Below are 26,699 nucleotides of genomic sequence, written 5' to 3'. Positions count from 1 at the left end.
ATGAGCAAAAACACTGATTTAGATAGTATATCCTTTGATTTACCCAAGAATCAAAGCAACGTAATAAAGGTCATTGGCGTAGGTGGCGGAGGCAGTAATGCCATCAACCACATGTTCCAGGCCGGAATAAACGGAGTGGATTTTGTGATCTGCAACACAGATCATCAAGCATTGACGAACAGCTCGGTCCCGAATAAGATTCAATTGGGCGTATCACTAACCGAAGGACTGGGTGCTGGTGCCAATCCCGAAGTAGGGGAACAGGCAGCAATCGAAAGCATGGAAGATATCAAAGGCATGCTGGACCATACTACAAAGATGGTCTTCATAACAGCCGGTATGGGCGGGGGAACAGGTACTGGTGCTGCTCCCGTTATTGCCAAACAGGCAAAAGAAATGGATATTCTAACGGTAGGAATCGTTACCATGCCGTTTCAATTTGAAGGTAAAAACAGATGTCAACAAGCTCAGATAGGTATCGAAAAATTACGTTCAAATGTAGATTCACTCATAGTGATCAACAATAATAAGCTTAGGGAAGTTTACGGTAACTTGGGTTTTAAGGCCGGCTTTTCCAAAGCAGATGAAGTATTGGCGACTGCCGCTCGCGGTATTGCCGAGGTCATAACGCACCATTACACGCAAAATATAGATTTACGCGATGCGAAGACCGTACTCTCCAACAGCGGTACAGCTATCATGGGCTCGGCAATAGCATCGGGTTCTGCAAGGGCCAATGAAGCGATTATGAAGGCCTTGGATTCCCCGCTATTGAACGATAATAAAATACAGGGAGCCAAAAATGTATTGTTGCTTATCGTTTCGGGTTCCCAAGAAATCACGATTGATGAAATTGGTGAAATCAATGACCATATCCAGATTGAGGCCGGCCATGGTGCCAATATTATCATGGGTGTGGGAGAAGATGAGGATTTGGGCGAGGCTATCGCCGTTACCGTAATCGCTACGGGATTTAACGTAGACCAACAAGATGATATCGTGAATACGGAATCAAAAAAAATCATCCATACGTTGGAAGATGAACAAAAAGCCGAACAGAATTTGATGAATACACCGGTAGTACATCAATTGATAGAGGAAGAGGACGTTTTTGAACCGGTAATCAAGCATGTTTTGGAAGAAGAAGAGATGAATTTGATTCCGACTTCCAGCTACATCAAAAATTTCAATGTTTTTTACGAAGAAGTAGTGGCCGATAATGTTTCTGAAGATGATTTCATCATTATTGACTCCAAGGATTCACTTGCTGATATTGAAGTAGTGGAACCCGAAACTGTTACTTCTGAGAAAATCGAGGAGGACCAATTTGCCTTTAGTTTTGACATGCCCTTGTCCAAGAATGATGATAAGGAAGAAAAAGAAAACGTGATTACCTTCAATTTAAGTGAAGATGTGAAGGATATGGAGGTAAATGAGCACGTTGAGGTAATTCCCGTGCTTGAATACAATAAAGAAGGGGAGAAGCGCTATAGTTTGGATGATTATATGGAGTTGGAGCAAAAATTAACGGGTGCCAAATCCAAATCGGAAGAGTTTGAACCTAAATTGAAGGAAGAAGAACTGATTTTCGAAAAGAAAACAATTGCAAGTGAGGAAGTTGAAGAGTCAACAGTTCAAGAAATAAACCCGATGGAAACTCCGTTGGAAGAGTTGTTGAAGGAACGTGCAGATGAGCGCCGGCGGAAGTTAAAGGACTTCAATTACAAGTTTCAGAATAGTCTTAATAATGTAGATGAAATCGAAAAAGAGCCAGCCTACAAGCGGCAAGGGGTAAGTTTAAATGAAAAACCCTCTGAGAGTAAGGTGTCTAGAACAACTTTGGGTGAGGATAGTAACGATGAGATTCAGTTGCGTTCCAACAATTCGTTCTTGCACGATAATGTGGATTAATTTTGATATACGCTTAGTTTGAACCGAGTTTTAAAACCTGAAAACAAATGTAGTTTTCAGGTTTATTTTTTATCTTCGCATCCGCTAAACGTATTGACATGGGATTGCAGCAAAAAGTAATGGAGCAAATGAAGATGGCTATGAAGGCCAAGGATACCGTAGCATTGGAGTCGTTGCGAGCCATAAAATCTGCCTTGTTGTTGGCCCAGACGAGTGGGGAAGGAAGTTTGTCAGAAGAAGACGAAATAAAATTGGTGCAGAAGCTGGTAAAACAACGTAAAGACAGTGCCGAAATATACAACGAGCAGGGAAGAGCGGATTTAGCGAAACCCGAATTGGCACAGGCTGCCGTGATAGAACGGTTTTTACCAGAACAGCTGACCGAGGAAGAAATAGAGAAAGTAGTCGTACAAACGATTGATGCTACGGGTGCCAATGGAATGAAAGACATGGGAAAAATCATGGGTATGGTTTCCAAAGAACTGGCCGGCCAGGCAGATGGTAAGACCATATCCAACATTGTAAAAAAGAAATTGAATTAAGATTCAAGAGTTTATTTTGTAGTGTTTTTAAGGTTTTAAAGCACTCGTTTTGATTACTATTATTGGCTCCGTGGCGCAACTGAATAGCGCATCAGATTTCGGCTCTGAGGGTTGGGGGTTTGAATCCCTCCGGGGTCACACTTTTTATAAAGCTCTTTAAATCAAATATTTAAAGAGCTTTTTATTACTACCTAAATATCCAATTTTGCAGGTACGTTTCTTGTTTTCAATGTTTTAATGGTTTGAACTTTTAACGAACTTATCTTTTTTCACTTCCAGGAGTTAATTAGGACTCAAGAATTATAAGTGTAGTGCATCCTAGAAACAGGGAATGCTGCATATTGTCCAAAGTAGTTTAATAAAAAGGCAGTCAAAAGCATAAATGAAAGAAATGTAAATAGAGTACATTAAAACGTTCTTTTTGTGGGATAAAAAATCTAGTTAGGCTCTGTTTCAAGGAAATCATTCAATTAAACACTTTGTAAGCAAATCTCTGTCGGTACTGTTAAACCCTGATTTCAAGTATAGTTTACTCCCAATTTTGTTATGTTTTTCTACTTCCAAGTGTATGGCGTTGACATGTAATTTCTTTGCCGCGGTCAGTACAAATTTCATTGTTTTTTTGCCAATGCCTTTATGTCTAAAATCTTTCTTTATAAAAAATTCATCTATGAATGCATCACGTCCTTTGTATTCGAAACTAAAGCCGAAGGTCAAGACTACATATCCAACAATTTTATCATCCATATAAGTCAGCCAAAGCCTTCCCAATGACGTATTGCCCAAAAAATCCATTAGGGTTTGTTCCGTGATTTTTACGTTGAAAGGATAGTTGTCAATGGCATTGAAATCTTGCATCATTTCTAAAATGTCAGGTAAATCTTCTAAAGTTGCAATTTCAAAGTGGATTTCCATGAGCGCTTATTTATTTTCATTTCCATGAATTTGAAGTCGTTCCAAGGTAATATAGTGGTAACACTTAAAGATATTATAGATATTAATAGCGTTCAAAAAATTTCCATAGCACATCGGCCGCGCCGTCACGGTCATCTGGGTTGGGGAAAAAATGGCCCAAATCTTTCCAAATCGTGAACTTCATTAAATGGTCAGGTTCTCCGGAGTTGCCCTCAAAAGTGGCGGTTAAGGTATATTCGGTAGAATCCGTTACCGAGTAATTAGGGTCTAGATCAAAGGTTTTGATATAGGTCTGTGTGATGCCTCTCAAAGTAGGGTCTGTGAACAACTGTTGAAAATCCAGAGGGATGGTATCTTGAAAAATCGTGCGATAAGCAATTTTCTCGTCCGTAGTGCCCAACATGAGATGTAACGGTCGTATGCGTTTCGGTGCGTAGATGGTATCCTCGGGAAAAAATCCTGCCAAGCCTCCAACCGCTGTGATTCTGTCGGATAATTCTACCGCCAATCGTGAAACCATACCTGAACCGTTGGAAAAGCCGGCCATATAAATCCTTGATTCGTCAATGCTATAGGCATTGATCAGTTCATCCAATATCTGATTGAAAAAGGCCGTATCGTCTCGCAGGGTTTCTGTGGGGCAGACTTCTTTCGGAAGATTATAGTTGTTCCATTTGGTCACCAAATCGTTGCCGCAACCGTTCAGTCTTAGGTCATAGATATATGAAGTCGGGTACACCGCGATAAAGTTGTACTGCTCCGCAAGCGCATTCCAACCGGAAATGGTATAAAACTTTTCACCGTTGCCACTACTGCCATGTAATTGAAATACCAAGGGATGTTCGTTCTTTTCATCATAGGTCGATGGCGTGTACACGATGTATTCCCGTTGGTCTCCATTGCTTATGGTAACTACGGTTTCGGTCTGGGATTCTTGGATATTTTCCGTTCCTTCGGAAGATGGACTTACATCATCCTTACCGCACGATACCACGGATATAAGTCCCCAAAAAAGAATAATGGTGTTAATGTGGATAGCCTTTATCATAACGCTGTTTTAGTTCAATTCCGTTGGTGCAACAACCATATAATATTCCATTTTCGCATTATCGATTATAGGTTCGTAATAGGTATTTTCAAATTTGAAATATTCCTTATCATTGATTTCCACAACTTCATATCCCTCCGGTAATGCATCCACTTGGGCACCAATAGGAGGTTGTATCACTTCGTATTCATCCTTATTGGATACTTTTTCATAATAGGTGCCATAGTAATAGAAATAGGTATTCGAACCTACCGCCACGCTACGGTATCCTACTGGAAGTACCCGAACGCGAACGCTAAAAGGGGCCCTAGCCACAATGAATTTTCTCCCTTTTGGGCGATACCAGACACCGTTATGAAAACGATACCCGATACCACCAAATCTAACGCCGATAAATCCTGCGCTAACCGTTCTTACGGTTTTTCCCCAACTCGGGAGACCACGATAGCCGTAATGGGCAACGCGTTTGACGCGAACTGGACGAACTTTAGCTCTTTTTTTTACGACCACCCGTGAGTTTTTTACACGCACCGAGCTTTTTCGTTGGGCCTCAACCTTTTCGGTAAAAAAAAGTAGGCACATGTAACCCAATACACTGTATTTAATTATGTTATTTTTCATTTTATTCGCTTTTTGGTTATTAAGGAGTTGGGCAGCCAGAGGTGCTTATTTGTGAAGCATCTAGAGATAATATTCCTGAACTATATAGCTCGCACAGCTCTAGCGACAAAGGGTCTGCCAAAGGATTTCCATCAAAATAAATGGCGGTGAGTTGTGGAAGTCCAATAAATGCACTGGGTACTTCCGATAAATTATTATTTGATAATATTACCTTGTCAAGTGTAATGAGATTATTGTACCCATCTGGAATCGATTCCAAAAGATTATCATTCAAATGAAGCTGTTCCAACTTTGGTAAGTTACCAAGTTCCTTAGGTAGTTCTTCGAGTCTATTATTATTGAGATACAAATTACGTAGGTTTACGAGCTTCCCAATTTCAGGTGGAATTACATTGAGTCTGGCGTAGGGCGCGGAAAGTGTTTCAAGGCTCGTTAAGTTTCCTATTTCCGGTGCTATATATTCAATGTACAAATCACCAAAATCTATAAATTCAAGTCCCTTAATATCACCTATTTCCTTAGGAATTCTGGTTATCCCCGTAAATGCTAGTCTCAGTTGAGAAACGGATCCGTCAGGAAAAAAAGAGAGCCCGAACCAACTTTGCATGCTGGTATCCGATAAATCCCAACCCAAAGTATTGTTCGGATTGGCATTGTACAAAGCAACCAAGGCTTCATAATGAATAGGGATTAGATTACACCGAACCCTATTGTCTTTATTGATGACCGTATCGCCTTCATCTTCGAGATTACAGATTTCTTGCGAAATCAAAACTAGGTCATTGTCTTTGATGTTTAAAATCGTAAGATTGACTAGATTTCCAATACTTTCCGGTAAGGAGGTCAACTCATTTCCGCTTAGGTTCAATAGTTCCAAATTGCCGAGATTACCCACTTCAGGAGGTAATTGTTTCAATTTATTATTGGCCAGACCAAATTGCTTTAGCCTTGAAATTTCTCCTATTTCGAACGGAAGGCTGTCCAAAGAATTTCCTGATAAATTCAAGATTTCAAGTTCAGAAAGTAGCACAAGCTCTGGGGGCAAGGAAGCAATGTACTCGTTGAACTGTAGCTGCAACTCGACCAGAGAATTCAATTGCCCCATTTCTTTAGGTATCGATTCTATTTGGTTTCGACCTAGGTTCAGCGCTTTGAGCATTTCAAGATTTCCTATCTCGGGCACCAGTTTTTTAAGACCTTTATTCATGGCATCTACTCGAACTACTCTCGAGTTTTCTTGACCTACCCCTTGCCAGCTTTGCATACTCGTATCATCCAAATTCCACCCCAACGTATTACCATTATTGGCCTCGTAAAGGGCCTTTAGGGCAAGGTAATCTGCGGTCAATTTCGGTTGTTGGCCCATAGGATCCGAACCTTCTTCGTTTCCATCATTTTCTTCTTCCTTTTCCTCTTCTTTTTCAGAAGGCGGTGGTGCATCGTCTTTGCTACAGGCCATATTGAGTAAAATTAAGGCACAGGCGAGCATGATTAAAATGAACAATTTATTTTTCATAATGTAATTTCAAAGGGTTTTATATCAAGGGCAGATACCATTTTCTATCTGTAATGATGGCATCCCGCAAATCTCTATGGGCAACGATGTGATATTATTGTCCGTAAGATGCAGTTCATCAATCGTAGGTTCTAGATCGGCAAGTGTAATAGGTACCGTTGTCAATTGATTTCCAAAAAGATTGAGTATTTCAATATCGTCCATATTGCCCATGGTATCGGGAATAGATTCCAACTCATTATCCCGTAACTCCAAATGCGTTAGGTTCTTAAGATTACCTATGGACGCGGGGAGACTTTTTAAGTTATTATCTTTAAGAAAAAGCTCTTGTACCCACGCCAACAAACCTATTTCGGCCGGTAGTTCTACAATACCATTATTTCTGAGCGTTATGATCGAAACATGTCTGAGGTTGCCTATTTCTGGAGGAATATTGGCCAGTCCAAAACCACTTGTATAAATTTCTGAGAGATTGCCGTTTTGGTCAAAAATCAGTCCCTGCCAATTCTGCATGGTAACATCGTTCAATGTAGCTCCCCAATCCAACAGGTTACCAGGATTGGTTTCAAAAAGGGCCTTTAATCCTTTGTATTGATAGAACAGTAGATTACAAGTGACATTGCGATCTTTGCCAATTTCCGTTTTTCCGAATTCATCAAGGTTGCATACCTCTTGTGGAATTGACGTGAAATCATTTTGTAGAAGCCCCAAATACTCCAATCCTTGTAATTGTCCCAATTCTTCCGGTACTTCTTGAATTCGATTGTTTGAAAAATCCAATATTCTCATTTCGTTAAAATCGCCCATTTCCTTGGGTATCCCTTCAAGGAAATTTCCTGACAGGTTTAAAATCTCCAACTTATCCAGATTTTGAAAACTAATGGGCAGTTCGGTCAATTTGTTTTCAGCCAGCCCAAGTGTTACTAATGCTATGGGCAAACCGTTTTCCGGTATTTCCACCAAACTATTTTCACGTAGGAACAATTGGGCCAGTTCATTGAGCTGCCCAAGTTCTTCGGGCAATCGGGTCAGTGTATTTTTGCCGGCATCCAATAAGGTCAACTTTTCAAGATTCCCAATTTCAGGTACCAATGTCTTAATGCCCTTACCTTCTATATTCAACTCGGTAACCCGTTCATTTTCTTGTTCGACGCCGCTCCAGCTTTGCATGGTGGTATCGTCTAAATTCCACCCCAGGGTATTGCCATCGTTAGCTTCATAAAGGGCTTTTAATGCCAGATAATCTGAGGTCAATTGCGGTTGTTGCCCTGTGGGGTCAGAACCCTCTTCATTATCGTCGTTTTCTTCTTCTTTTTTTTCCTCCTCCTCCTCAACTGGAGGTCCATCGTCTTTACTGCAAGAGGTTTGCAAGATGAGCAAGGAGAAAATGAACATGGCGAATAGATATACATTACTTTTCATGATAATATGTTTTATGATTATTAAATGTTTTAAAGAATAGACTTGATTTAGTGTGCTACCTAGCTTGGTTGCTATTGACAGTAGTCATCAATATCACCATCTACTATGAAGCTCGTGTTGACGTTGCCACCCGTACGCATGGCGCAAACTTCTGGGGGTAGCGAAGTGATGCTCGTGCCTTTAAGACCACATGATCTTAAGTTGATAAGATTTTCCAGCTCAGGGGCAACCTCATTCATTGAAGTGTTATCCGTATAGAATAGTTCTTCCAATTCAGTCAGATTGCCTATTTCACTAGGTATTGAAGTGAATTCATTTGTAGATAAAAACAATTTTTTAAGGGCAGTAAGATTGAAAAACTCACTCGGGATATCAGCATCTTCTAGTTGATTGCCACTAAAGTTCAATTTAATCAGGTTGCGTAGGTTCCCGATAGAACTGGGCAACACCTCTATTTGATTATTGAAAGCTTCCAATTCCGTTAGATTCAACAAATCACCAATGGCATTTGGCAAAACGGTTATGTTATTATTGTGCACCCATAGTGTTTTAAGGGTAGCTATATCACCTATACTTTCGGGGAGAACGCTTAATCCATTTTCGTTCAATATCAAGGTTTCCAAACTTGATAACCCATTCAGGTCATTTGGCAGTGTGACTAACTTGTTAAGGGATAAATCACAATAAAAAAGACTGTTCAAATTTTTAAAACTGTTCGGTAGGGAAGTAAATCCATGTCCTTTTATTGTGACATGGGTCAAACGTTTAAGGTTTCCAAGAGTTTCTGGCAATTCGGACAGACCCTGTATTCCAAAAAATAAAAATTTAAAAGTGCTATCTACTTGCAGTGATTCTAGGTTAACGAGATTACCTATACTGTCCGGTAGGGAAGTGAATGAATTATCACCTAATTTTAAATATTCCAGATTGACCAAATTGCCTAGGTCTTCCTGTATTTGAACAATATTATTGGAGTCCAGTTCCAACCAAACTAAATTGACAAGATCGAAGAATTCATTTGGTAGTATCGTTAGCTTGTTCCCGTTTAATTTGAACGATTCCAACATGGGTAATTGTCCAATCGATTGTGGTAGTACATCTATTTTTTTGTTTGACACTTGCAACTCTGTTACATGGCCCCCAGATATGGTTACACCTTCCCAAGCCGCCATGGTTTGGTCGTCCAAAGTGTCTCCCCAATTCAGGGAATTGTTTGGGTTGGCCCCATACAGTTCTACGAGCACTTCATATTCGCTCACAGCCGCTACGATGCCATCTTCACATAAGGTAGTATCATCCAATAAGAGTACTGTGGCTGGGGTTTTATCCTTTAGGGCACAGATTTCTTCGGGTATTTCGGTAATGGCGTTGCCTTGCAAGTCTAACAAGGTTAGGTCTTGTATGCTACCAAGCTCTACAGGAACCATAGTGATTTCATTGTTGGCAAACTTCAATGCATTGACACTCAAGTTCGCAAACTCCTTAGGAAGTTCTGTTACTTTATTATCCCCGAAATCAAGGGTACCGATAAAACTGAACTCGGTCAACCCGTTAGGGACTTCGGTAAACTCATTGTTTTTTAACCCAAGTGTCAGTAGTATATTCAAGTCTTTGAATTCCGCGGGCAAAGTAGTCAACAGATTGTCGTTCAACCATAGATTATCAAGCACCGACAATAACCCTATTTCAGCAGGTACAGTTTTGATATCATTACCCGATAGATTCAAAGACCGTAATGCCGTAAGTGCCCCGATATCAGAAGTAATGTTGGACACCTGTTTTGAAGATAGGTCTAAATCGGTCACCGTGCCTTGGTCTACAACTACACCCTGCCAGGATGCCATGGTGGTATCGGTCAGATCCCATCCTAAGGTATTATCTGGGTTCGCATGATATAAGGCATGCAAAGCGATATAATTAGGAAATACATATCCACAGCTAACATTTACATCCTTCGAAATTGTAGTGCCATTGTTGGTTTCCAGGTCGCATACTTCCTGTGGTATTATGGAAATCTGGTTCTGTTTCACCCATAGTTGCTCCAAGGTGGTCAAATTACCCATTTCAATTGGTAAAACAGTTAGTTCATTATTACTTAAATCTATTTCTTTGATTAAAGTAAGCTGTCCGATGGTATAGGATATGGAATTCAATTTATTGTAACTGAAATACAGCTTTTCAAGCCCTATCATCTTTCGGATTTGTTGCGGCACCATGGTCAACGCATTGTAACTTGCATCGAAAATAACCACCTTATCAAGGGTTTCCAGTTCCAGGGGAAGCTCACTTAATTGGTTTCCCCTCACATGCAGCTCAACGAGATTGCTCAATTCACCTATTTCTTTTGGGATATTGGTGATTGCATTTTCACTGGTCGAAAAATAGCTGAGTTTTGTCCATTGCCTTATGGCCGATGGAATGGTGACAATATTATTGTCGTCAGCTATGAAACTAGTCAGTTCGGAAAGCTCTCCTATTTTAGGAGGTAGACTCGTCAGGCTTTTACCTGAAATATCTAACTGGGTAACACGCTCCCCCGCCAAGGTAACACCTGACCAACTTTTCATGGTGGTGTCGTCTAAGTCCCATCCCAAACTATTTCCCGAATTGGCGTCGTGTAGTTCTTTGAGCACCACATAATCAGGTGGTAAAACCGCTTGTGTATTGGGTACGGTAGGTTCCTCAATGGCGTCATCTTTTTTACATGAGTTCATCATTACCAACAAGATGACCAGTAACAAGATGACCAGATAATCAATTTTACTTCTTTTTAAATTTTTCATTTCATCAAATTTTAGTTACATATTTAAGTCTGGAGGAATTCTCTTTAAAAAGGAGGCCTTACCTATCACTGTGTAGACCCTTGTTTATCATTTTTAGGGTGGGCACATAGCAATCAATCAGTAGAGGAGGAAGCCTCCTTTAGTTAGTTTTTGTTTGTGTTAGGGGAAAGGTTTTTGTGTGAATCAGTATGATAGCTTTGGTCAAGACTGTGCATACCTTTGCGATTCTGATGGTAAAACTATACCGAGTGCGTTAGAAATATTAGCGCAAAATAGTAAGTGGTACTGGTACTGCAGTAAGTGCCTAATGGATGGTAGTAACTGGAATTATCCTTGATACAGCATTTCAAGAAAATGTTCTTTTTTTCTACGGGATACGTTGAGGTGTCCGTCGTTTGAGATGATAACATAACCACCCTCTCCTTTGATGTATTTTACAACATGAGCCATGTTTACCAATGTGGAATGATGGATGCGGCAGAAATCGGTTTCGGGCAAGATGTTTTCGAACTCTTTGAGGGTCTTTGAAACGGTAATCTTCTTTTTGTTGGTTAAAAACAAAGTGGTATAGCTACTATCGGCCTCGCAGTAGATAATGTCCGCAATGGGCTGCATTATGATTTCATTATCCGAGGGAATGGCCAATCGTTTCAGTTTTTCCGAATCGGATTTTACGTTGTTGAACAACGATTTATATTGATGGGATTTATCTTGTTGTTTTAAGGAAATTTTATTGACAGCAGCTACCAGTTCATCCACATCGATGGGTTTTAAAAGATAGTCCAAAGCGCTGAACTTAATCGCTTTTATGGCATAGCGGTCATAGGCCGTAACGAAAATGACCTCGAAATTGATTTCCGGAATTCGCTCCAATACATCAAAACCGGACATTTTGGGCATCTGTACATCCAAAAATACCAAGTCAGGTTTTAGGGTCTTTATTTTTTCCAGACCAATTTCGGGCGACTCACAAAGGGCAAGTATGGCTACTGCGGGGCAATACTTTTCCAACACTAGCCGAAGTCCTTGTCGGGCTTTAGCTTCATCGTCTATAAGTATTGCTTTTATCATAGTTCGCTATGCAATGGGAATTTGAAGGTTTACTTGGGTGCCAACAGCATTTTGGTTTTCGTCTTTCAAATCTATGATATTTATAACATCTTGAATATTCTGGTGGGTCAATATTTTAAGTCTATCTGCCGTTATTTTGATGCCCATTGATTTCTTTTTGAGTCCACCTTCTTGTTTCAAAGTAACCGATTTTTCACGTCCCACACCATTATCGATGATACTGCAATGTAATTTGTTGTCTTCTTCCGTAATGGAAATGGTCAAGAGACCCTTATTGTCTTTGTGCAATAATCCGTGCCAAATGGCATTTTCTACAAAGGGCTGCATGACCATTGAAGGGAGCATAGTACTTTCTTGATCAATGTGCTCATCAATATTGATTTGATATTCCAATTTGTTGTTGAACCGTATTGCCTCGAGTTGAATATAGGTTTCCAGCATGTCCATTTCATCTTTTAGGGAGACCATGGGTTGCTCCGAGTTTTCTAAAAGCAAGCGCACTAGTTTTGAGAATTTTGAAAGGTACCGGCTGGCATTTTCGTTTTCATCATTGAGGATCATGGTATTGATCGAATTTAGGCTATTGAACAAGAAGTGCGGATTCATCTGTGCCCGAAGCGCTTTCATCTCTAAGGTTTGCAATTCTTCTGAAAGTTTGGCTTTGCTGATCTGTTCGTTTTTTGCGGCTACTACCCTTTGATTTTTCATACGTTGGCGCATCATATAAAATAAAAGCACGCCTATGATTACCAATGAAATAAGGCCACCTATCAATGCTTTTCGCAAGGTGGCTTCTTTTTCCGCATTGGCTTCTTGAAGTTCGTTTTCTTTGGTCAACAGAACTATTTCCTTGTCCTTCTCGACAGTTTCATATTTGGTTTGTAGTTCAGCGATTTGTTTGGATTTCTCTTCATCATAGATACTGTCCCGCATTTGAGAATGAAGATTTTTGTAGAAAAAAGCCCTCTCAAAATTTTTCTTTGCTTTATGAAGTATACCTAGGTGTTCATAGACTTCCATTAACAAGTGTTTAGCCTCCAATTTTTTTGCTACTTTAAGTGCCTCTTCATAATATGGTAAGGCCTTGTTGTATTTACCCAGTTTGTAGTAGGAGTAGCCAACATTGTCAAGACTGTGGAATAGACTCTTTTTCTGAGGCTGTGATCTGCGAAATTCCAATGCTCTAAGAGAGTAGTCCAGAGCTTCTTCATTTTTGTTGAATTCGGCATAGGTAAACCCTAGATTGTTCAAAATATAAGCCGTGTGCAAGTCCGAATTTAGTCTTTCCGTAATGGTCAGTCCTTTTTTGAAGAGTTGAATTGCCTTGGAATATTCTTTATTTCGAACATGAACATTCGCAATATTGCTAAGACCCATGGCATATCGCATATCCATATGTAAACTATCATAAATTTTGTTCGCTTCTTCATACATCGAAATCGCGGCCATTTCATTTCCTAAACGTGAATGGATAACACCGATACTATTCAGTGAATTAGCGATTTCTTTTACTTTTTTTTCTTTTTTGTAAATTTTGAGTATTCTATTCTGAATTTCCATATTGTTCTCATACTCACCAAGATAATTGTAGGTACGACCTATTCCATACAAAACGTCTGCAACTTTTAACGAATCGCCAAGTTTTGTATAAAAGTCCAGACAATCTCGATATTTTTCCAACGCTTCAGTATAGTTGCCTTCGTGTTGGTTTATTTCTGCATAGAGATATTTGGCATAAATAATGGCTTTAATATCATTTTGTGAAAGCAGTACGGTACTATCAGCGTATTTCTTTGCGGTTTCTATTTCTGCTCCAGAATGTACCAATTGAAGACTTAGTTTTTGAAAAGCTTTTATTTTATCTTGATTGGTTCCGGCTACGTTAGCCATATTTAAAAGGCTATCTATTTTCGCCTCATTTTGAGCTTGAATTTTAAAACAACAAAAAGCGAAGTTCAATAAGAGTAAATACAGTAATTTATTGGATTTCATGGGGCTTTTTTTTTAGAGGGGAAGTACCATAAATTTAAAGAATTTCAACTCAAAATGAATTATCTGAGTTATTTATATATTTTTGAATATCAGAAATATGTAGCGATTTTGAATGTTTAAAAAAGTAAATGGCAAGATTGCAAGAATAAGTGGTAGAAAAGTCGGAATAATTGGTAATAGGAAAAGGTTATATCTTTAAAAAGTCTAGGAGTCGGTTTTAAAAATGTTATGGGTTGTTAGCATAGAAACATGGTACAATAAAGAGACCGATTTCCAGAACGGCTCATCCTTAATGAGAACCTACTTCCATCTAATTCAGTTTGCCGTTCTTTTTAGTGGTTCCGGTAATTTGTTTTTTACAGAACTAAGCAAGTATATTTAAATGGCCACTTAAATAAGTATTTGATACTTTTTGGATTCACCTATATCAGTGCGTTCATTCCTTCATATCACATTTAGCCTTTCTGTTTTTAGCTTTATTTTTTCAGAAATACCGATTGCACTATCTGAATCATTTGTAACAACAACAGTAAAAATTTGTTACAAACTATTTGGCTTGGTAGGTAAGCAAAGGAAAGACCGTCGACCTATTTTAATTGTTCATATTTAAAAAGTTCAACTGCTGTGATTTCGCAATAATCAAATCAATGTCTTCTTTCAAAAAGTTTGAACTTTGTCCTTTTGAGGTCACGAATAAGGAAAAAATCTGCACTTACAAATTCAAGCATGCTTGATTTGATGTGCAGATTTTTTTATTTTCAAAGCGGAGCTTATTAGGGATATGCAATCCCTCCGTGGTCAAAATTTTATATAAAGCTCGATAAACCAAATGTTTAGAGAGCTTTAATTTTACCTTAATACTGGGTTTTACACTTGCATGCACTGCTTTCAGCCCTTTAGAGGTTTAAATTTTTGATGATTTTATCTTTTTATCACTTCCAGAAATTAATTGGTACTTCAAGAATTATAAATATAATGTTTTCCAAAAACTGGAAATGCTGAAAAAAGGCAAAGCTACAGAAGGATTAATTCACTATTATTTCCTGGTTTTTATTCTAGGCTCAAAATTGATAGCCCACAAAAAACCAAAAATTATTTACGAATTTATGGGCCGAAATTGTTGTATCGCCCCATTGAGTCTCGGGAATATCGTTGAGATAGTATCGAAATGGTAAGGATATGTTAGTATATAAATGCTTTATTCCAAAAATGTTCTCTTTTCTATAACCGATTGAAAACCCAATGGTAGCCGTTTCGTTTTCTAATCTATTATCTGAAATAAGATGGTTGTATTCGTCTTTGACATACCCCACATTACCACTGTAATAAAAGTTCTTACGTTTACCAAAATAACGGTCATAGTATAACTCATAGATTCTGAAGTAGCCCTCCACGTTATCCCCATCGACCGCGGCAGCCTCCCATGAACTTGATAAGTGTCTTTCTGTTAATTTGACTTCTCCGATCATTAATCTAATTTGATTTTTTTCGTTGAAACGATAGCCCACTTCCCCTGCAAAATTCTGAAACTTGTTCATGGTCATTTCAAAGGTTTCATAACCAATGAAAAATGAAGACCTATCTTTGTTTTGTGCCCTTACCAAGTTAAATAGTAAGAAAAAGGCAAGGCCGATAACTGTTCTTGAATGTGTCATAGTTTTTAATTTAATCGTCTATTTATTTGTTCAGTGTTATATGCTTAAATGCGGGCAAATCTTCATTATCGGGTAAATAAATTGTTTGAAACCCGTATTCAGACTGCAACCCCTGAGTTTGCTTTTCATATTTTACGCCTGAGATGACGTAATGTCTAGTTTTAAAGCAATGGGAACTGTCACAGATGAACTCATGATAAATGTGATTATCAGATACCCAAGTCAATTGGTTGTTTGAATTCATATAAGCGTAATGCGGATTTTTTGCTGAAATCCTTCCCTCATCGTTAAAATGATATACAAATCCAAGAACCGTTATGTTTTCTCCTTCTTTTACGAGATAATTCCATCCAAATCCGTCTCCGGTAAAACATGATTGAAAACCTACTAGGGTGAATTTCTTGCTAACCGCCTGATTGAATTGCCTGACGGGAAGCCAAAAGTGATGTACATTCATAGGACCCCAGTGGCCGTGCCATTCTCCTGAGAACTGGTTTAAAAGATGAAAGGCTTTTGCTAGGTTTGTTTTGCGCATTTCAGGTTTTTTAAAGGGATGACTTAAATCGGTATGGGAAAACAATTCCGTTGCTATCAACCGGTCTATATCGGTTGAATGTATTTTTTTGGATGTTTTGTAAAAATCGAAGGATTTGGTAAGGCCTTCCCAAAATAGCAGACGGAAGCTTTCTTCAGTTACTTCGCATGCCCTTAGTTTCTTGGAGAACGCCGCTAACTCTTGATAGTCCGTGGATAATAAATCGCTCAAGCCTTCTTCCAAATCGGCTGCGTTACCTATAGGGTGTAAGAGTAGTAGGAGCAGTACATAGAAATATAACCTCATGACCCTGTTACATTTAATATTTTGAATCTTACATCATGTGTAGATGTCCGTTCTGTTTTTTGAAGGGAATCAGATTTTTTCTCTTCAACGCTATTGTGTTTGTCCTCCCATTCCTTTATACTCTTTTCCCTAGGCGTTAAAAACCACTTTGAGGCACAAGAATTCAAGGCTGAGATAAGTACTACTCCGACCAAAGCCGAGAGTATCCACCGGTATGCCTGTTTTGTATTATTTTCTGCTTTCATTTTTCCGTGTTTTTTTCGGTTTGGATACTTTCTTGGGAAGGCAATTTCCAAACTGTGATAAGTATGGCAGTGAACGCCGCTGCGTTGACAAGTGCGAAGAATAGTTCATCCAATTGACCCGATGGAATGGTATACAGAATTCCAATTGAAGAGACCACAACGGCAATGCTGTTCGCCCACTTATTGGCCTTATTATTTAACAATCTGGATAACACTATCATCGAAATCGGTATTTCGACGATAAATGCGTAAAACAGCATAGCGCCATCAGATAATTTCAGCGACATCATTTCTTCAATGTATCCGTCGGTCGGAAATTCATGCAAATCCCTAAGAATCATATTGAATAGAATAAAAATCCATAGGATGGAAAGTAATTCTTGAGGATTGATTTTGTTTTTATACATAGTATTTCGGTTTAAGGTTTACACTTAGAGTATCAGCAATGATTTTTGGCTGTGGTAAAATGGAGATTGTCTGAGTACGACATTCGAGTTGCCATAATAGTCACTACCGGATTTTATAATCAATTGGACTATCAAAATTTTTCTTCCTTGGTCATGGCTTTGGATAAATCCAGCCTAAAGAATTCAAATTGAGGCATAGGTTCGCTTAAGGTCAATACAGCTGCGTAAGGTGAAATTCGCCTTTCGTTCAAACCGGAAATCACCGAAGCATCTTTTGTTCGTGAGTAAAAAGCGGCTATAACCAGGGTATCATTGGTTTGGTCAATATCGGAACCTGAGAATTTAAAGCGATCCTTTAGTGCTTTCGGTATCTTATCTAAGTCGGAGAGTTCCACAATTGAAAAACCGTTATTGACCGGTGTTTGGTAAGACCTGAAAAGAGCCAGTGCCTCACCATGGGCATCCGGTAAATTATAGGGATACAAAAAACCTGTACCATTATTTTTTCTTAGCTCGATGTTTTTAACCGATTCAATCCAAAAAGTACGTTTCAATTTTATAGACTGCGACGAGGCCAAATGTTCACAGAATATACCTATCAAAAAAACTATTATCCACTTCGTTAGATGTATCATAAGTTTTGTCTTAAATATTTGATGATCAGGCAAATGTCCTTACCTATGAGCGCATATAAAATTTTATTATGCAAGTTTGAGAAAGCTATCTGCATAAGGGTGTTTTTAATCTGCAACGGCTTTTGATGTAAATTTCAATCTACCTTTTACAGGCCAAATTGTCATTGGTAGATTCGTGAGAATTCACTTATCTCTATTAAATCGTGGGTTAGACCTTAGATTCTCTTTTTGGAATCTGATAGCTGAATTCCAATCAAAACCCAAAACTGGGTTAAATGCTTTTATTCGATGGATTTTCTCTTCTTTATGCCACATGATTATTTGATTATGAGGCAAATATTAGAAAAGTTGAAGGCTTGCTAAATTTTATTATGCAGGTTTGGGATAGCTATCTGCATATGGGGAATTTTAATCTGCAAGAGAGAATGGGCTTTGGCGAAAATCTTAATAATATCCTGTGAAAAATAGTCCTTGAAGTAGTGCCAAATTTGGTGTGAAATGTATTTATCAAGAAACTGGGCAACTAAAAAGTGACTACTTCCGATTTGGAAACCAGTAGTCTTAATTCAACAACTACGGGAAAAGCATTTGGGCTTTCAATGTTACCAATTCGTAGCGCTTATCAGCTGAAAGAAAGTACTTTTATAAGTTTCGGAAATGGGAATGAGCTCCTTTCCTAGTCGTATCCTATTACGTTCTATAGATTCTATTTTTCTCAGTGACACCATATAGGATTTATGTACTCTACACACTATATTAGACGGGATAATTTGCTCAAATTCCTTAAAATTTTGTAGAGTCATAATCCGTTTTTCCGTAGTATGTATTCTACGGTAGTCGCGCATTCCTTCAATGTAGAGTATATCGTGAAGGTTAATTTTTTCCAACCGATTTTCCGTTTTTACAAAAATAAATTCAGGCGGTCTGTCTTCCTTTTTTCTATTCAAGTTTTCGTGGGCCTTGTTGACAGCTTGTAAAAAACGATTGAACGTAAACGGTTTCAGCAGATAATCCGTTACATTAAGTTCAAAACTTTTTAACGCATATTCCTGGTATGCCGTTGTTATGATAACCTGACTGTCTATTTTAGAACTTTCTAATAATTCTACGCCCGTAAGCTCATCCATATTAATATCCAAAAAAAGCACGTCTACTTTGTTGGTCTTCAAAAAAGCCAGACCGTCCAGTGCATTATCAAACGTACCGGATAATTCAAGAAAGGGTGATTTTTGGGCAAAATCCTTAGTTCTTTCGAGTGCCAGAGGTTCGTCTTCTATAATGATGCAGGTATATTTTTTCATTACTTATAGGTTTATGGTTAAGTTAACACGATACAATCCGTCTTCATTCGCCACCTTCAAAAGATGTTTTTTTGGATAGATTAGTTTCAATCGCTTTTCAATAAGCGAATTTCCCAAACCATTATTTCCTTGTTTTAGCTTTCTATTCGGATTGAATTTGTTGGCACATTCAAACGTTAGGCTTTCCTGCTTAATATCAATATTAATGGTTATGGCATGTTCTAATTTTTTATTGCCGGTGTGCTTGAAAGCATTTTCGATAAAGGGAAGAAATACCATGGGGGCAATAGTTTTACCTTGTGGCGAGCCTTTTACATCAAAACTGATATAATTTGAATTTACTGTTCTAATTTTTTGTAAAGCGATGTATTTATTAATGTATTCAAGCTCTTTTGAAAGCAAAATGGTATCGGTTTTGGTTTCGAACAACATAAACCGCATGATATCGGACAACTTATTTAAGTAGTTGGAGGCTTCGTTGGCATCCTTCAAAATTAAAATGTCAATATTATTCAGTGTATTGAATAAAAAGTGTGGATCAAGTTGCGATTTAACCAATGCCATTTCCATTTCATGGTTCTTTTGTTGCAACTCTTCTTTCAATTTTAATTCTCCGTACCAAGTGATAAATCCCTTGGTAACCAGTGCCATTATACCAATAATTAGGGAAACGAAAGAAATGAATGTTATTCCGACACCGACCGATTCTTGAGCTCCTGTTAAGCTTTCAATCCCGAGGAAGATATAAATCAAGGCAGTCCCTATCAACGATGCCCCAACTGAAATGACAAATGCGTAAACAACAGAGAGGGTAAATCGCTTTCGCCTTATAGCTGGAAATACTAAAAAATAGAATGTATAATACGAAATAACAGAGGGGATAATGGCAAAATAAATAACCCTAACAGTTGCCTTATCGACAACGGAATTCTCCTCACCTTCCAAGGAAAGGTATAGTAGTACAATGGTCAATACCAAATAGCACAACCAAAACCCGATATGTAATCCAATAACAATTGACTTTTTCATAAGCTATAGGGTACAGATGATCACCTAGTAAAGGTCATTATTTTTTTTGTTTTGAAAAATGGCGTTCTGCGAATAAGGGGTATTTGTCTGCAAAATAGAATTTTTGACAATCTATTCGGACTAAGGTGGGTATTCAACTATGAAGCTATGGTTAGCGTAAAGTTTATTTAAAAGTAATCTGATAAAATAGGCGTTTTAGAGAATGAGCTTAAACATATATAAATCCAGTTCCATTTACCGTTTTTTTATTTTTCAGAAATACTGATTACGGCATCGAAATTATTTGTAACACAAAGAGTAAAAATTTATTACAAAATAGTTGACTAGGCAGGTAAGCAAAAAATGACAGTCAACCTATATTGATTGCTCATACTTAAAAGCCCTTTGCTGGGATTTCAAAATAATCAGATGGATAGCTTCTTTCAAAAAGTTTGAACTCTGTCTTGCCGAGGTCACTAAAAAGCAGAAAACCAAGCCATTTTTGGCGAGATTTATTTTTTTGAAAAGACAGCGGTCATAGCTTCATAATTTCGGAAAAAATAAATAACTAGGGCGATGATAACCCATGGTTTTTTATTTTAAACAGGGAAGATTTGAGGAAAATCGGGGTTAGTCGTTACTGCTAAAGTAATCTACAAAGTTTTAAATTACTTTTAAGAAAGCAAAAATTTATCGGAAATAGACTATTTTGCTGTTTTGATAAAAAGCCATTTTAAGTATCAATAGTCAAATCATAGTTTAACAACACTTTGTATTAATGTCGTTAATAACTAAAATAAAAGAACTGGAGACTGTAAATACACTGTCAAAACATGAACAATTGGTTCTGGGAATAATAGATGCCATAGATAGTGGAATTCTTTCAACGGGCGATCAATTACCTTCGATAAACAATATGGTAAACGAAGTGGGTTTTGCCAGAAAAACAATTGTAAAGGCATATGAAGAGCTTAAGGAAAGGGGGCTTGTTGAATCAAAAAAGCTGAAAGGCTATTTCATCATTAGCCAAGAGACCAAGGTTACCTTGAGAATAGCCTTATTGTTGTTTTCGTTTCAGCGATTTCAAGAAGAATTTTATAATACCTTTAGAAAAGAACTTGGTAAAAAGTTTCAGATAGATGTTTTTTTTCATCATAACAATAAGTCCATTTTTGAAACCATTATGACCAACGTTATGGGAAAGTATGGTATGTATGTAGTGGCACCTATTCCCGACAAGGCCGTTGCACCCAAACTACGCTTGATAGAGCCCAAAAAACTACTTATTATCGATAGATACCTTTCTCTTGGAAACGAATATTCATTTATATCACAGGAATTTGAAGAATCAACATATCTAAAATTGATTGAATTGTTGCCTGCAATCAAAAGGTTTAAAAAATTCGTTTTGTTCTACAGGGAGGATTCTGATTATCCAAAAGGGGTTCTCAATGCTTTCAAAAGGTTCCTTGGCGATTACTCCATAAACGGAAAGGTAAAAGAAACCTACAAGTCAAGTTCTTTAAAAAAGGGAGACCTCTATTTTTTCATAAGCGACACTCTATTATGGGACGTGGTGCGGGACGCCCATAACTATCAATATAAAATAGGTAAGGATATAGGGCTACTTTCACACAATGACCATGTGATAAAAGAATTGGTCTTTGGGGGAATTACCACAATTTCAACAGATTTCAAAGCTATGGCCATACGTGCTGCAAAGCACATAAAAAACCAAGAAACTACACAGCTTATCATGCCCTCGGACTTAATACGTCGAAATTCGCTTTAACAATTTTATTGTTTATTTTGTTATTTTTCCAGCATTTTTTTGTTAAATAATCAATTTTAGACAGCTTTAATTTTCATATAAAAAAATATTAACATACTTTTACTAAGTAGCATAGACTATCATAGTATAAATTAACTAATCTAAACACAGTCTTTATGAAAAGAAACCACCTTAAAAAGCTCATGGTTTTGTTGGTGTTTGTTTATGCAAATACAGCTTTTGCACAGCAAGCCACTGTTACGGGAACAGTATCCGATGCCGAAGGGCCACTCCCAGGCGTAAATATTATCGAAAAAGGGACCACTAATGGTGTCACTACTGATTTTGATGGTAATTATACCATTACTGTACCCTCCGATGCCACACTTATATTTAGTTATATAGGGTATAAGCCACAAGAAATCCTAGTGAATGGAAAAAATACAATCAATATTATTTTGGAACAAGATTCCGCCTTGTTGGATGAAGTCGTTGTTGTCGGGTTCGGGTCTCAGGCAAAAGTAGATGTTACCGGGGCCATTTCTCAAATAAAGCAGCGGGAAATCAAGCAAATAGTCAATGCGGATCCCACCAATGCACTTCAAGGTAGGTTGGCCGGTGTGCAGATAGAAAGTTCCGGTGGTGAGCCGGCGGCAGGTACAAATGTAATCGTTAGGGGTATTAGTTCTTTAACGAATACGTTTCCGCTCTATGTGGTAGATGGTACAGTGGTCGATGACATTACTTTCCTTAATCCAAAGGATATTATTGATATTCAAGTGCTTAAAGATGCGACTTCTGCCGCTATATATGGTACAAGGGCTGCAAATGGTGTTATCATCGTTTCTACCAATAGGGGTTCTGTTAATTCAGCACCAAAAGTTTCCGTTGATATTCGTTCGGGGGTAAATACTGTGGGCAATAGCTTGGATTTGCTCAATGGACCAGAATTTGTTGCCTTTTTAAATCAGCGTAGTGCAAATGAAGGTTTGCCGGGCAATATAACAGATCCGGGTGTCGATACCGATTTCCAAGACTTGACCCTAAACCTTGGAGTTGTTCAGGACTATGGGTTCAATATTTCAGGAGGTGGTGAGGGATCCTCCTATTTTTTTTCAGCCAATTATTATGACGAAGAAGCTATTGTTATCAGTAGCGATTTTCAGCGTATTAACGTTCGGTTGAACAGTAGGTTCAATTTTGGTAAGTTTACCATTGAGGAATCTTTTTCTTACAATCAACGTGATTTTACGCAAAATCCATTCTTTGGGAACAATACCTTTACGGCTCCCGTCGTAAGGGCCACAGCACCCGAGAGACTAGGAGGTTTTGAGGCTATTGATTCTAACTTGTTCGATGGGTCCGGCGGAACCAACAATTATGCTCTCGCCCAGTTGACCAATGATCAAACAACGCAGCGCAATGTACTTGGAAACATAAACCTTAAGTACAATATTGCTGAAGGTCTTACCGTAGGAATTAATTATGGTGTGGATTATAGAAACAATTACGGGAATTTTTTCAGACCCACTTTTGACCTAAGCCCTACCGATCAAGAGGTGAATATCAACGAGGCTAACGATTTGACCGAGGTTAGGGGTGAGATAATTTCAACGAATATAGAGCCCACCATAAATTACAAAAAGACCTTTGGCAAGCATGACATTGATATACTATTGGGTGGTGCTCGTCAACAAATTGATAATAATTCTCTGGCCGTTCAAGTCGAAGGTCTCCCATCAAATAATATTACGAATATTGCTGGCTTTGCAGATTTAGTGTTGAACACAGGTGGTGGTAGATTTCTTTCACGCTTATTTTCCGCATTTGGTAGGGTTAATTATAAGTTTGATGATAAGTATTTGTTTACGGGTATCATACGTAGGGACGCCACTTCTAGGTTCTCCTCCGAGAACGGCCTCAATACGGGTGTTTTTCCATCGTTTTCAGCTGGTTGGATTATGAGCAACGAAGATTGGTGGCCCGAAGAGGGTGTTGTCAATACATTGAAACTAAGAGGTGGGTACGGAGAACTTGGTTCACAGAATATTGGTGATTTTGTTTTTCAATCAGTTTTGAATCCATCTTCAAATGTCAGCTTTAACAATGTTACGGCCGGTGGTTTTGCCATAACATCATTGGTTGATGAGAATATTACGTTTGAAACGGCCCGGTCTTTAAGTTTTGGAGCCGATGCTAGTTTGTTCGACAATCGTTTGGCGGTCAGTGCGGATTATTTTGTGAGGAACAATGATGATGTTCTTGCGGCTGTTTCCGTACCCTCTACAACGGGATCGGCAACACCCGTAATTCAAAATGCGGCATCTATCAGAAACAAAGGTTTTGAACTACAGGCCAATTATAATCATAACTCCAGTGGCGATTTTGATTTCAACATAGGATTCACTTTTGCCACTATCAACAATGAGCTAACCGATTTGCCCAACCCTTTGGTGGGGCCTTCGATAGATGAGGAAGGAAACACGCCCAATAGGTTTGAAGTTGGTCAGCCGCTCGGTTTCTTTTTTGGGTTTAGAAATGATGGCATATATAAAAGTCAAGCCGAAATTGATAGTGATCCAGGAGTTGCCAACGATCCGGAAAGAAGGGCCATATTACAGCCAGGAGATTTTAGAAGGATTGATTTGGATGGAAACGGCATCATAGACAATGACGATAGGACCAATATAGGGGACCCCATACCCGATTTCACGTACGGACTAACATTCAATGGTGCCTATAAAAACTGGGATTTCGGGTTGGCGTTCAATGGTGTTCAAGGCAACGAAATCTTTAACGCCACGCGTTTTACGGGAACGTTCTTCTTGGATGGTAATAAATTTGGTTACTTAAGGGATGCCTTTGTCTTGGGACAAAACGAGGATACAAATATACCAAGGGCCTCGCTCCCGAATGATGTAGGTAACCAATTGCCCTCGGATTTTTATGTGGAAGATGGTTCTTATTTAAGGTTAAGGAGCATAGAAATCGGATATGATTTAACCAAGGTCATCAATATACCATGGGTAAGCAATGCAAGGTTGTTCTACAACATGCAGAATGTGTTCACGATTACAGGTTACTCAGGGTATGACCCGGAAGTAGGGTCCACTCCCTCGGGAACTGGCGGTGGATTTTTCGGGGCACCTGTCAACACGCCACCTATATTTGGTAGAGGTGTCGATTTGCGAGCACAGCCAAGGCCTAGAACCTTTATCTTAGGCATACAGGCATCTTTTTAATACAGTTATGAAAACAAAGAAAATTTAAAAAAATGAGAATTAACACAAGAAAATTTTTATTGATTGCACTAGCAGTGGCTTTGTTTGTGCCTATAAATGGCTGTAACGAAGATCAACTGGAAATTTCGAACCCGAATACGGTATCGCAATTGGATTTTTTTAATACCGAAGAAGATTTTAGGGCTGCGGTAAACGGTATGATACATCCCATAACTGCGGTATTTTTCTGGGGAAGAGTAGTGCATACCGGTCCCATGCTGCGTTCAGATGCATTTAACGTAGTACCCTTTGCCAATAATACTACGTTGTCTACTTTACAGGGGGTTCCCGGTGTCAGCCGTTGGTCAGTAGATATGTTTCCGCAATTGTACCAGACCATTTTTAGGGCAAATACGATTTTGGAAGAAGCAAACGACGAAAATTTGCCTCAGGGCAGTAGTGCTAGGAACGAGATATTGGGACAGGCCTATTTTATGCGCGCCTTTGCCAATTGGTATTTAGCTGCATTTTGGGGCAACGTGCCCCTAATACTCAACACTCCGGAATCGGATGAGGATTTTTTCCCCGAACAATCAACACAGACTGATATTTTCAATTCTGTATTGGCCGACTTGGAAATGGCAGCTAGTATGTTGCCCCAAACATGGCCAGAATCTGACTTGGGAAGACCTACCTCGGGATCGGCACTTGCTTTAAAGGGTAAAACAAATTTGTATATGGGGAATTATGCAGAAGCAGCAACAGACTTAAGGTCTGTAGTCACAAGTGGTGTATATGAACTGTTACCTGGAGAGCGGTACGAAGAAAATTTTACCGTGGCCAACGAGAACAATTCAGAATCTGTTTTTGAGTTACAGTTTTCCCCGCAGGATAACTTTGTTTGGGGTGCCGATGTTCCCCAGACCGGTTCGCAAAGTAATTTCTATATCGACTATTCTCCCCCAACGGTAAGTTTGGACAGGGGTCATTATATAAATCCCCATATTTTACAGACTTTTGAGGATAATGGTGATACGTTCAGAAGAAATGCAACGATAGCATTTGACTATCCAGGAGCAACAGGTTACGGGGGCCGACCTTTTCTAGAGGATTTTGCCCCGGACATTGAAGCGGCGCAGGTCGCCGGCGTTGAGCCTTTGTTTACTCGAAAATATGCAATGCTTTTCGCAGGCACAAGAGAGGAATTGCCTGGTTTTGGCCATACCGTTGGAGTAAACTGGAGGTTGATACGCTATTCGGATGTGCTACTGATGTTGGCAGAGGCCGAAAATGAAAATGGTGATCAATCTGAAGCAATTTCACTGATCAATCAAGTGAGGCAAAGGGCCGAAATTGCCGATAAACCATCAGGTCTGACCAAAGAACAAGTGTTTGACGCCATTGTTGAAGAGCGCATTATGGAGCTAACAGGGGAAGGGCACCGCTATTTGGACCTAGTTCGCTGGGGCTTGGCAGATGAAGTGTTGGGCATGGGCTCTACCATAGCCAATGGTAGACATCCCAAATCTTTGGCAGGCGAGAGTGCCGTATTTACCAGTGGACAAGACGAGCTACTTTGGATTCCTGTGCCCCAACTACAAGCCAATCCCAATCTTGAGCAAAACCCAGGGTATTGAACACGACCGTTAATTATAAATAGTAGTAATTTTGATTTAGTTTGAGTTAAGTAGTTATTAAGGGCCAAGTGATGTATCATTGCTTGGCCTTTAATATAAAAAAGGCTTTTATGTAATGAGGATAGGTATCCAAATAATTATTTTTTGTATCGTGTTT

General features: G+C 38.8%; 20 protein-coding genes and 1 tRNA gene. 6 read left to right on the top strand and 15 right to left on the bottom strand.

The window, feature by feature from the left end; translation table 11 throughout:
* The 3 genes from ftsZ (at position 1) to HYG79_RS03190 (ending at position 2,591) form a co-directional block, all read left to right on the top strand.
* Positions 1 to 1,911, top strand: a complete 1,911-nt coding sequence (ftsZ, locus tag HYG79_RS03200) for a cell division protein FtsZ (RefSeq protein ID WP_179240725.1) — start codon at positions 1 to 3, stop codon at positions 1,909 to 1,911.
* A 98-nt stretch (positions 1,912 to 2,009) separates the two neighbouring features.
* The gene (locus HYG79_RS03195; protein WP_179240724.1) at positions 2,010 to 2,453 is read left to right on the top strand and encodes a GatB/YqeY domain-containing protein; all 444 of its coding nucleotides are present in this window, start codon (positions 2,010 to 2,012) and stop codon (positions 2,451 to 2,453) included.
* A 64-nt stretch (positions 2,454 to 2,517) separates the two neighbouring features.
* A tRNA-Arg gene (locus HYG79_RS03190) sits at positions 2,518 to 2,591 on the top strand.
* A 324-nt stretch (positions 2,592 to 2,915) separates the two neighbouring features.
* On the opposite strand, the gene HYG79_RS03185 is transcribed toward HYG79_RS03190, so the two are convergent.
* From HYG79_RS03185 to HYG79_RS03115, 15 genes are all read right to left on the bottom strand, one after another.
* Positions 2,916 to 3,368 carry a GNAT family N-acetyltransferase gene (locus HYG79_RS03185; RefSeq protein ID WP_179240723.1) on the bottom strand — a complete coding sequence of 151 codons (453 nt, stop codon included), beginning with the start codon at positions 3,366 to 3,368 and terminating at the stop codon, positions 2,916 to 2,918.
* A gap of 82 nt (positions 3,369 to 3,450) precedes the next feature.
* Positions 3,451 to 4,416, bottom strand: coding sequence for an alpha/beta hydrolase family esterase (locus tag HYG79_RS03180; RefSeq protein WP_179240722.1), 966 nt, complete (start codon positions 4,414 to 4,416; stop codon positions 3,451 to 3,453).
* 9 nt (positions 4,417 to 4,425) lie between these two features.
* The gene (locus tag HYG79_RS03175; RefSeq protein ID WP_179240721.1) at positions 4,426 to 5,037 is read right to left on the bottom strand and encodes a DUF6515 family protein; all 612 of its coding nucleotides are present in this window, start codon (positions 5,035 to 5,037) and stop codon (positions 4,426 to 4,428) included.
* 19 nt (positions 5,038 to 5,056) lie between these two features.
* Positions 5,057 to 6,553, bottom strand: a complete 1,497-nt coding sequence (locus tag HYG79_RS03170) for a leucine-rich repeat domain-containing protein (protein ID WP_179240720.1) — start codon at positions 6,551 to 6,553, stop codon at positions 5,057 to 5,059.
* Between the two features lie 24 nt (positions 6,554 to 6,577).
* Positions 6,578 to 7,975: a leucine-rich repeat domain-containing protein gene (locus HYG79_RS03165; protein ID WP_179240719.1), complete on the bottom strand. Its 1,398-nt coding sequence runs from the start codon at positions 7,973 to 7,975 to the stop codon at positions 6,578 to 6,580.
* A 71-nt stretch (positions 7,976 to 8,046) separates the two neighbouring features.
* Entirely contained in the window at positions 8,047 to 10,758 is a 2,712-nt protein-coding gene (locus HYG79_RS03160) for a leucine-rich repeat domain-containing protein (protein ID WP_179240718.1), read from the bottom strand.
* Positions 10,759 to 11,085: 327 nt separating this feature from the next.
* Positions 11,086 to 11,829: a LytR/AlgR family response regulator transcription factor gene (locus HYG79_RS03155; RefSeq protein WP_179240717.1), complete on the bottom strand. Its 744-nt coding sequence runs from the start codon at positions 11,827 to 11,829 to the stop codon at positions 11,086 to 11,088.
* A gap of 6 nt (positions 11,830 to 11,835) precedes the next feature.
* Complete coding sequence (locus tag HYG79_RS03150; RefSeq protein ID WP_179240716.1) at positions 11,836 to 13,821, bottom strand: tetratricopeptide repeat-containing sensor histidine kinase; 1,986 nt, start codon at positions 13,819 to 13,821, stop codon at positions 11,836 to 11,838.
* 1,061 nt (positions 13,822 to 14,882) lie between these two features.
* Positions 14,883 to 15,476, bottom strand: a complete 594-nt coding sequence (locus HYG79_RS03145) for a hypothetical protein (RefSeq protein WP_179240715.1) — start codon at positions 15,474 to 15,476, stop codon at positions 14,883 to 14,885.
* Between the two features lie 22 nt (positions 15,477 to 15,498).
* Positions 15,499 to 16,317, bottom strand: coding sequence for a hypothetical protein (locus HYG79_RS03140; protein WP_179240714.1), 819 nt, complete (start codon positions 16,315 to 16,317; stop codon positions 15,499 to 15,501).
* On the bottom strand, positions 16,314 to 16,562 hold the full coding sequence (locus tag HYG79_RS03135) for a hypothetical protein (RefSeq protein WP_179240713.1): 249 nt from the start codon (positions 16,560 to 16,562) through the stop codon (positions 16,314 to 16,316). The genes HYG79_RS03140 and HYG79_RS03135 overlap by 4 nt, the downstream gene beginning before the upstream one ends.
* A complete protein-coding gene (locus tag HYG79_RS03130) occupies positions 16,559 to 16,969 on the bottom strand; it encodes a DUF6326 family protein (RefSeq protein WP_179240712.1) in 411 nt (136 codons plus the stop codon). Before HYG79_RS03130 ends, HYG79_RS03135 begins: the two co-directional genes overlap by 4 nt.
* A 131-nt stretch (positions 16,970 to 17,100) precedes the next feature.
* A complete protein-coding gene (locus HYG79_RS03125) occupies positions 17,101 to 17,604 on the bottom strand; it encodes a hypothetical protein (protein ID WP_179240711.1) in 504 nt (167 codons plus the stop codon).
* Between the two features lie 602 nt (positions 17,605 to 18,206).
* Positions 18,207 to 18,905, bottom strand: coding sequence for a LytR/AlgR family response regulator transcription factor (locus HYG79_RS03120; protein WP_179240710.1), 699 nt, complete (start codon positions 18,903 to 18,905; stop codon positions 18,207 to 18,209).
* A 3-nt stretch (positions 18,906 to 18,908) separates the two neighbouring features.
* Positions 18,909 to 19,934: a sensor histidine kinase gene (locus HYG79_RS03115; protein WP_179240709.1), complete on the bottom strand. Its 1,026-nt coding sequence runs from the start codon at positions 19,932 to 19,934 to the stop codon at positions 18,909 to 18,911.
* A gap of 757 nt (positions 19,935 to 20,691) precedes the next feature.
* Between HYG79_RS03115 and HYG79_RS03110 the strand changes: the two genes are divergently transcribed.
* The 3 genes from HYG79_RS03110 to HYG79_RS03100 all read left to right on the top strand — a co-directional run bounded on the left by HYG79_RS03110 (position 20,692) and on the right by HYG79_RS03100 (position 26,542).
* On the top strand, positions 20,692 to 21,705 hold the full coding sequence (locus HYG79_RS03110; protein WP_179240708.1) for a GntR family transcriptional regulator: 1,014 nt from the start codon (positions 20,692 to 20,694) through the stop codon (positions 21,703 to 21,705).
* Between the two features lie 155 nt (positions 21,706 to 21,860).
* Positions 21,861 to 24,926 carry a SusC/RagA family TonB-linked outer membrane protein gene (locus HYG79_RS03105; protein ID WP_179240707.1) on the top strand — a complete coding sequence of 1,022 codons (3,066 nt, stop codon included), beginning with the start codon at positions 21,861 to 21,863 and terminating at the stop codon, positions 24,924 to 24,926.
* A gap of 32 nt (positions 24,927 to 24,958) precedes the next feature.
* Entirely contained in the window at positions 24,959 to 26,542 is a 1,584-nt protein-coding gene (locus HYG79_RS03100) for a RagB/SusD family nutrient uptake outer membrane protein (protein WP_179240706.1), read from the top strand.
* Positions 26,543 to 26,699 lie beyond the last annotated feature (157 nt).

The organism is Costertonia aggregata, assembly GCF_013402795.1.
Taxonomy (GTDB): domain Bacteria; phylum Bacteroidota; class Bacteroidia; order Flavobacteriales; family Flavobacteriaceae; genus Costertonia; species Costertonia aggregata.
Note: the sequence above shows the minus strand (reverse complement) of the source record. Positions and strands in the feature narration are given on the sequence as shown.

Bases quoted from the DNA above. Each gene is read 5' to 3' on its own strand.
- ftsZ (WP_179240725.1), top strand. From the start codon at position 1: ATGAGCAAAAACACTGATTTAGATAGTATATCCTTTGATTTACCCAAG.
- HYG79_RS03195 (WP_179240724.1), top strand. From the start codon at position 2,010: ATGGGATTGCAGCAAAAAGTAATGGAGCAAATGAAGATGGCTATGAAG.
- HYG79_RS03185 (WP_179240723.1), bottom strand. From the start codon at position 3,368: ATGGAAATCCACTTTGAAATTGCAACTTTAGAAGATTTACCTGACATT.
- HYG79_RS03180 (WP_179240722.1), bottom strand. From the start codon at position 4,416: ATGATAAAGGCTATCCACATTAACACCATTATTCTTTTTTGGGGACTT.
- HYG79_RS03175 (WP_179240721.1), bottom strand. From the start codon at position 5,037: ATGAAAAATAACATAATTAAATACAGTGTATTGGGTTACATGTGCCTA.
- HYG79_RS03170 (WP_179240720.1), bottom strand. From the start codon at position 6,553: ATGAAAAATAAATTGTTCATTTTAATCATGCTCGCCTGTGCCTTAATT.
- HYG79_RS03165 (WP_179240719.1), bottom strand. From the start codon at position 7,975: ATGAAAAGTAATGTATATCTATTCGCCATGTTCATTTTCTCCTTGCTC.
- HYG79_RS03160 (WP_179240718.1), bottom strand. From the start codon at position 10,758: ATGAAAAATTTAAAAAGAAGTAAAATTGATTATCTGGTCATCTTGTTA.
- HYG79_RS03155 (WP_179240717.1), bottom strand. From the start codon at position 11,829: ATGATAAAAGCAATACTTATAGACGATGAAGCTAAAGCCCGACAAGGA.
- HYG79_RS03150 (WP_179240716.1), bottom strand. From the start codon at position 13,821: ATGAAATCCAATAAATTACTGTATTTACTCTTATTGAACTTCGCTTTT.
- HYG79_RS03145 (WP_179240715.1), bottom strand. From the start codon at position 15,476: ATGACACATTCAAGAACAGTTATCGGCCTTGCCTTTTTCTTACTATTT.
- HYG79_RS03140 (WP_179240714.1), bottom strand. From the start codon at position 16,317: ATGAGGTTATATTTCTATGTACTGCTCCTACTACTCTTACACCCTATA.
- HYG79_RS03135 (WP_179240713.1), bottom strand. From the start codon at position 16,562: ATGAAAGCAGAAAATAATACAAAACAGGCATACCGGTGGATACTCTCG.
- HYG79_RS03130 (WP_179240712.1), bottom strand. From the start codon at position 16,969: ATGTATAAAAACAAAATCAATCCTCAAGAATTACTTTCCATCCTATGG.
- HYG79_RS03125 (WP_179240711.1), bottom strand. From the start codon at position 17,604: ATGATACATCTAACGAAGTGGATAATAGTTTTTTTGATAGGTATATTC.
- HYG79_RS03120 (WP_179240710.1), bottom strand. From the start codon at position 18,905: ATGAAAAAATATACCTGCATCATTATAGAAGACGAACCTCTGGCACTC.
- HYG79_RS03115 (WP_179240709.1), bottom strand. From the start codon at position 19,934: ATGAAAAAGTCAATTGTTATTGGATTACATATCGGGTTTTGGTTGTGC.
- HYG79_RS03110 (WP_179240708.1), top strand. From the start codon at position 20,692: ATGTCGTTAATAACTAAAATAAAAGAACTGGAGACTGTAAATACACTG.
- HYG79_RS03105 (WP_179240707.1), top strand. From the start codon at position 21,861: ATGAAAAGAAACCACCTTAAAAAGCTCATGGTTTTGTTGGTGTTTGTT.
- HYG79_RS03100 (WP_179240706.1), top strand. From the start codon at position 24,959: ATGAGAATTAACACAAGAAAATTTTTATTGATTGCACTAGCAGTGGCT.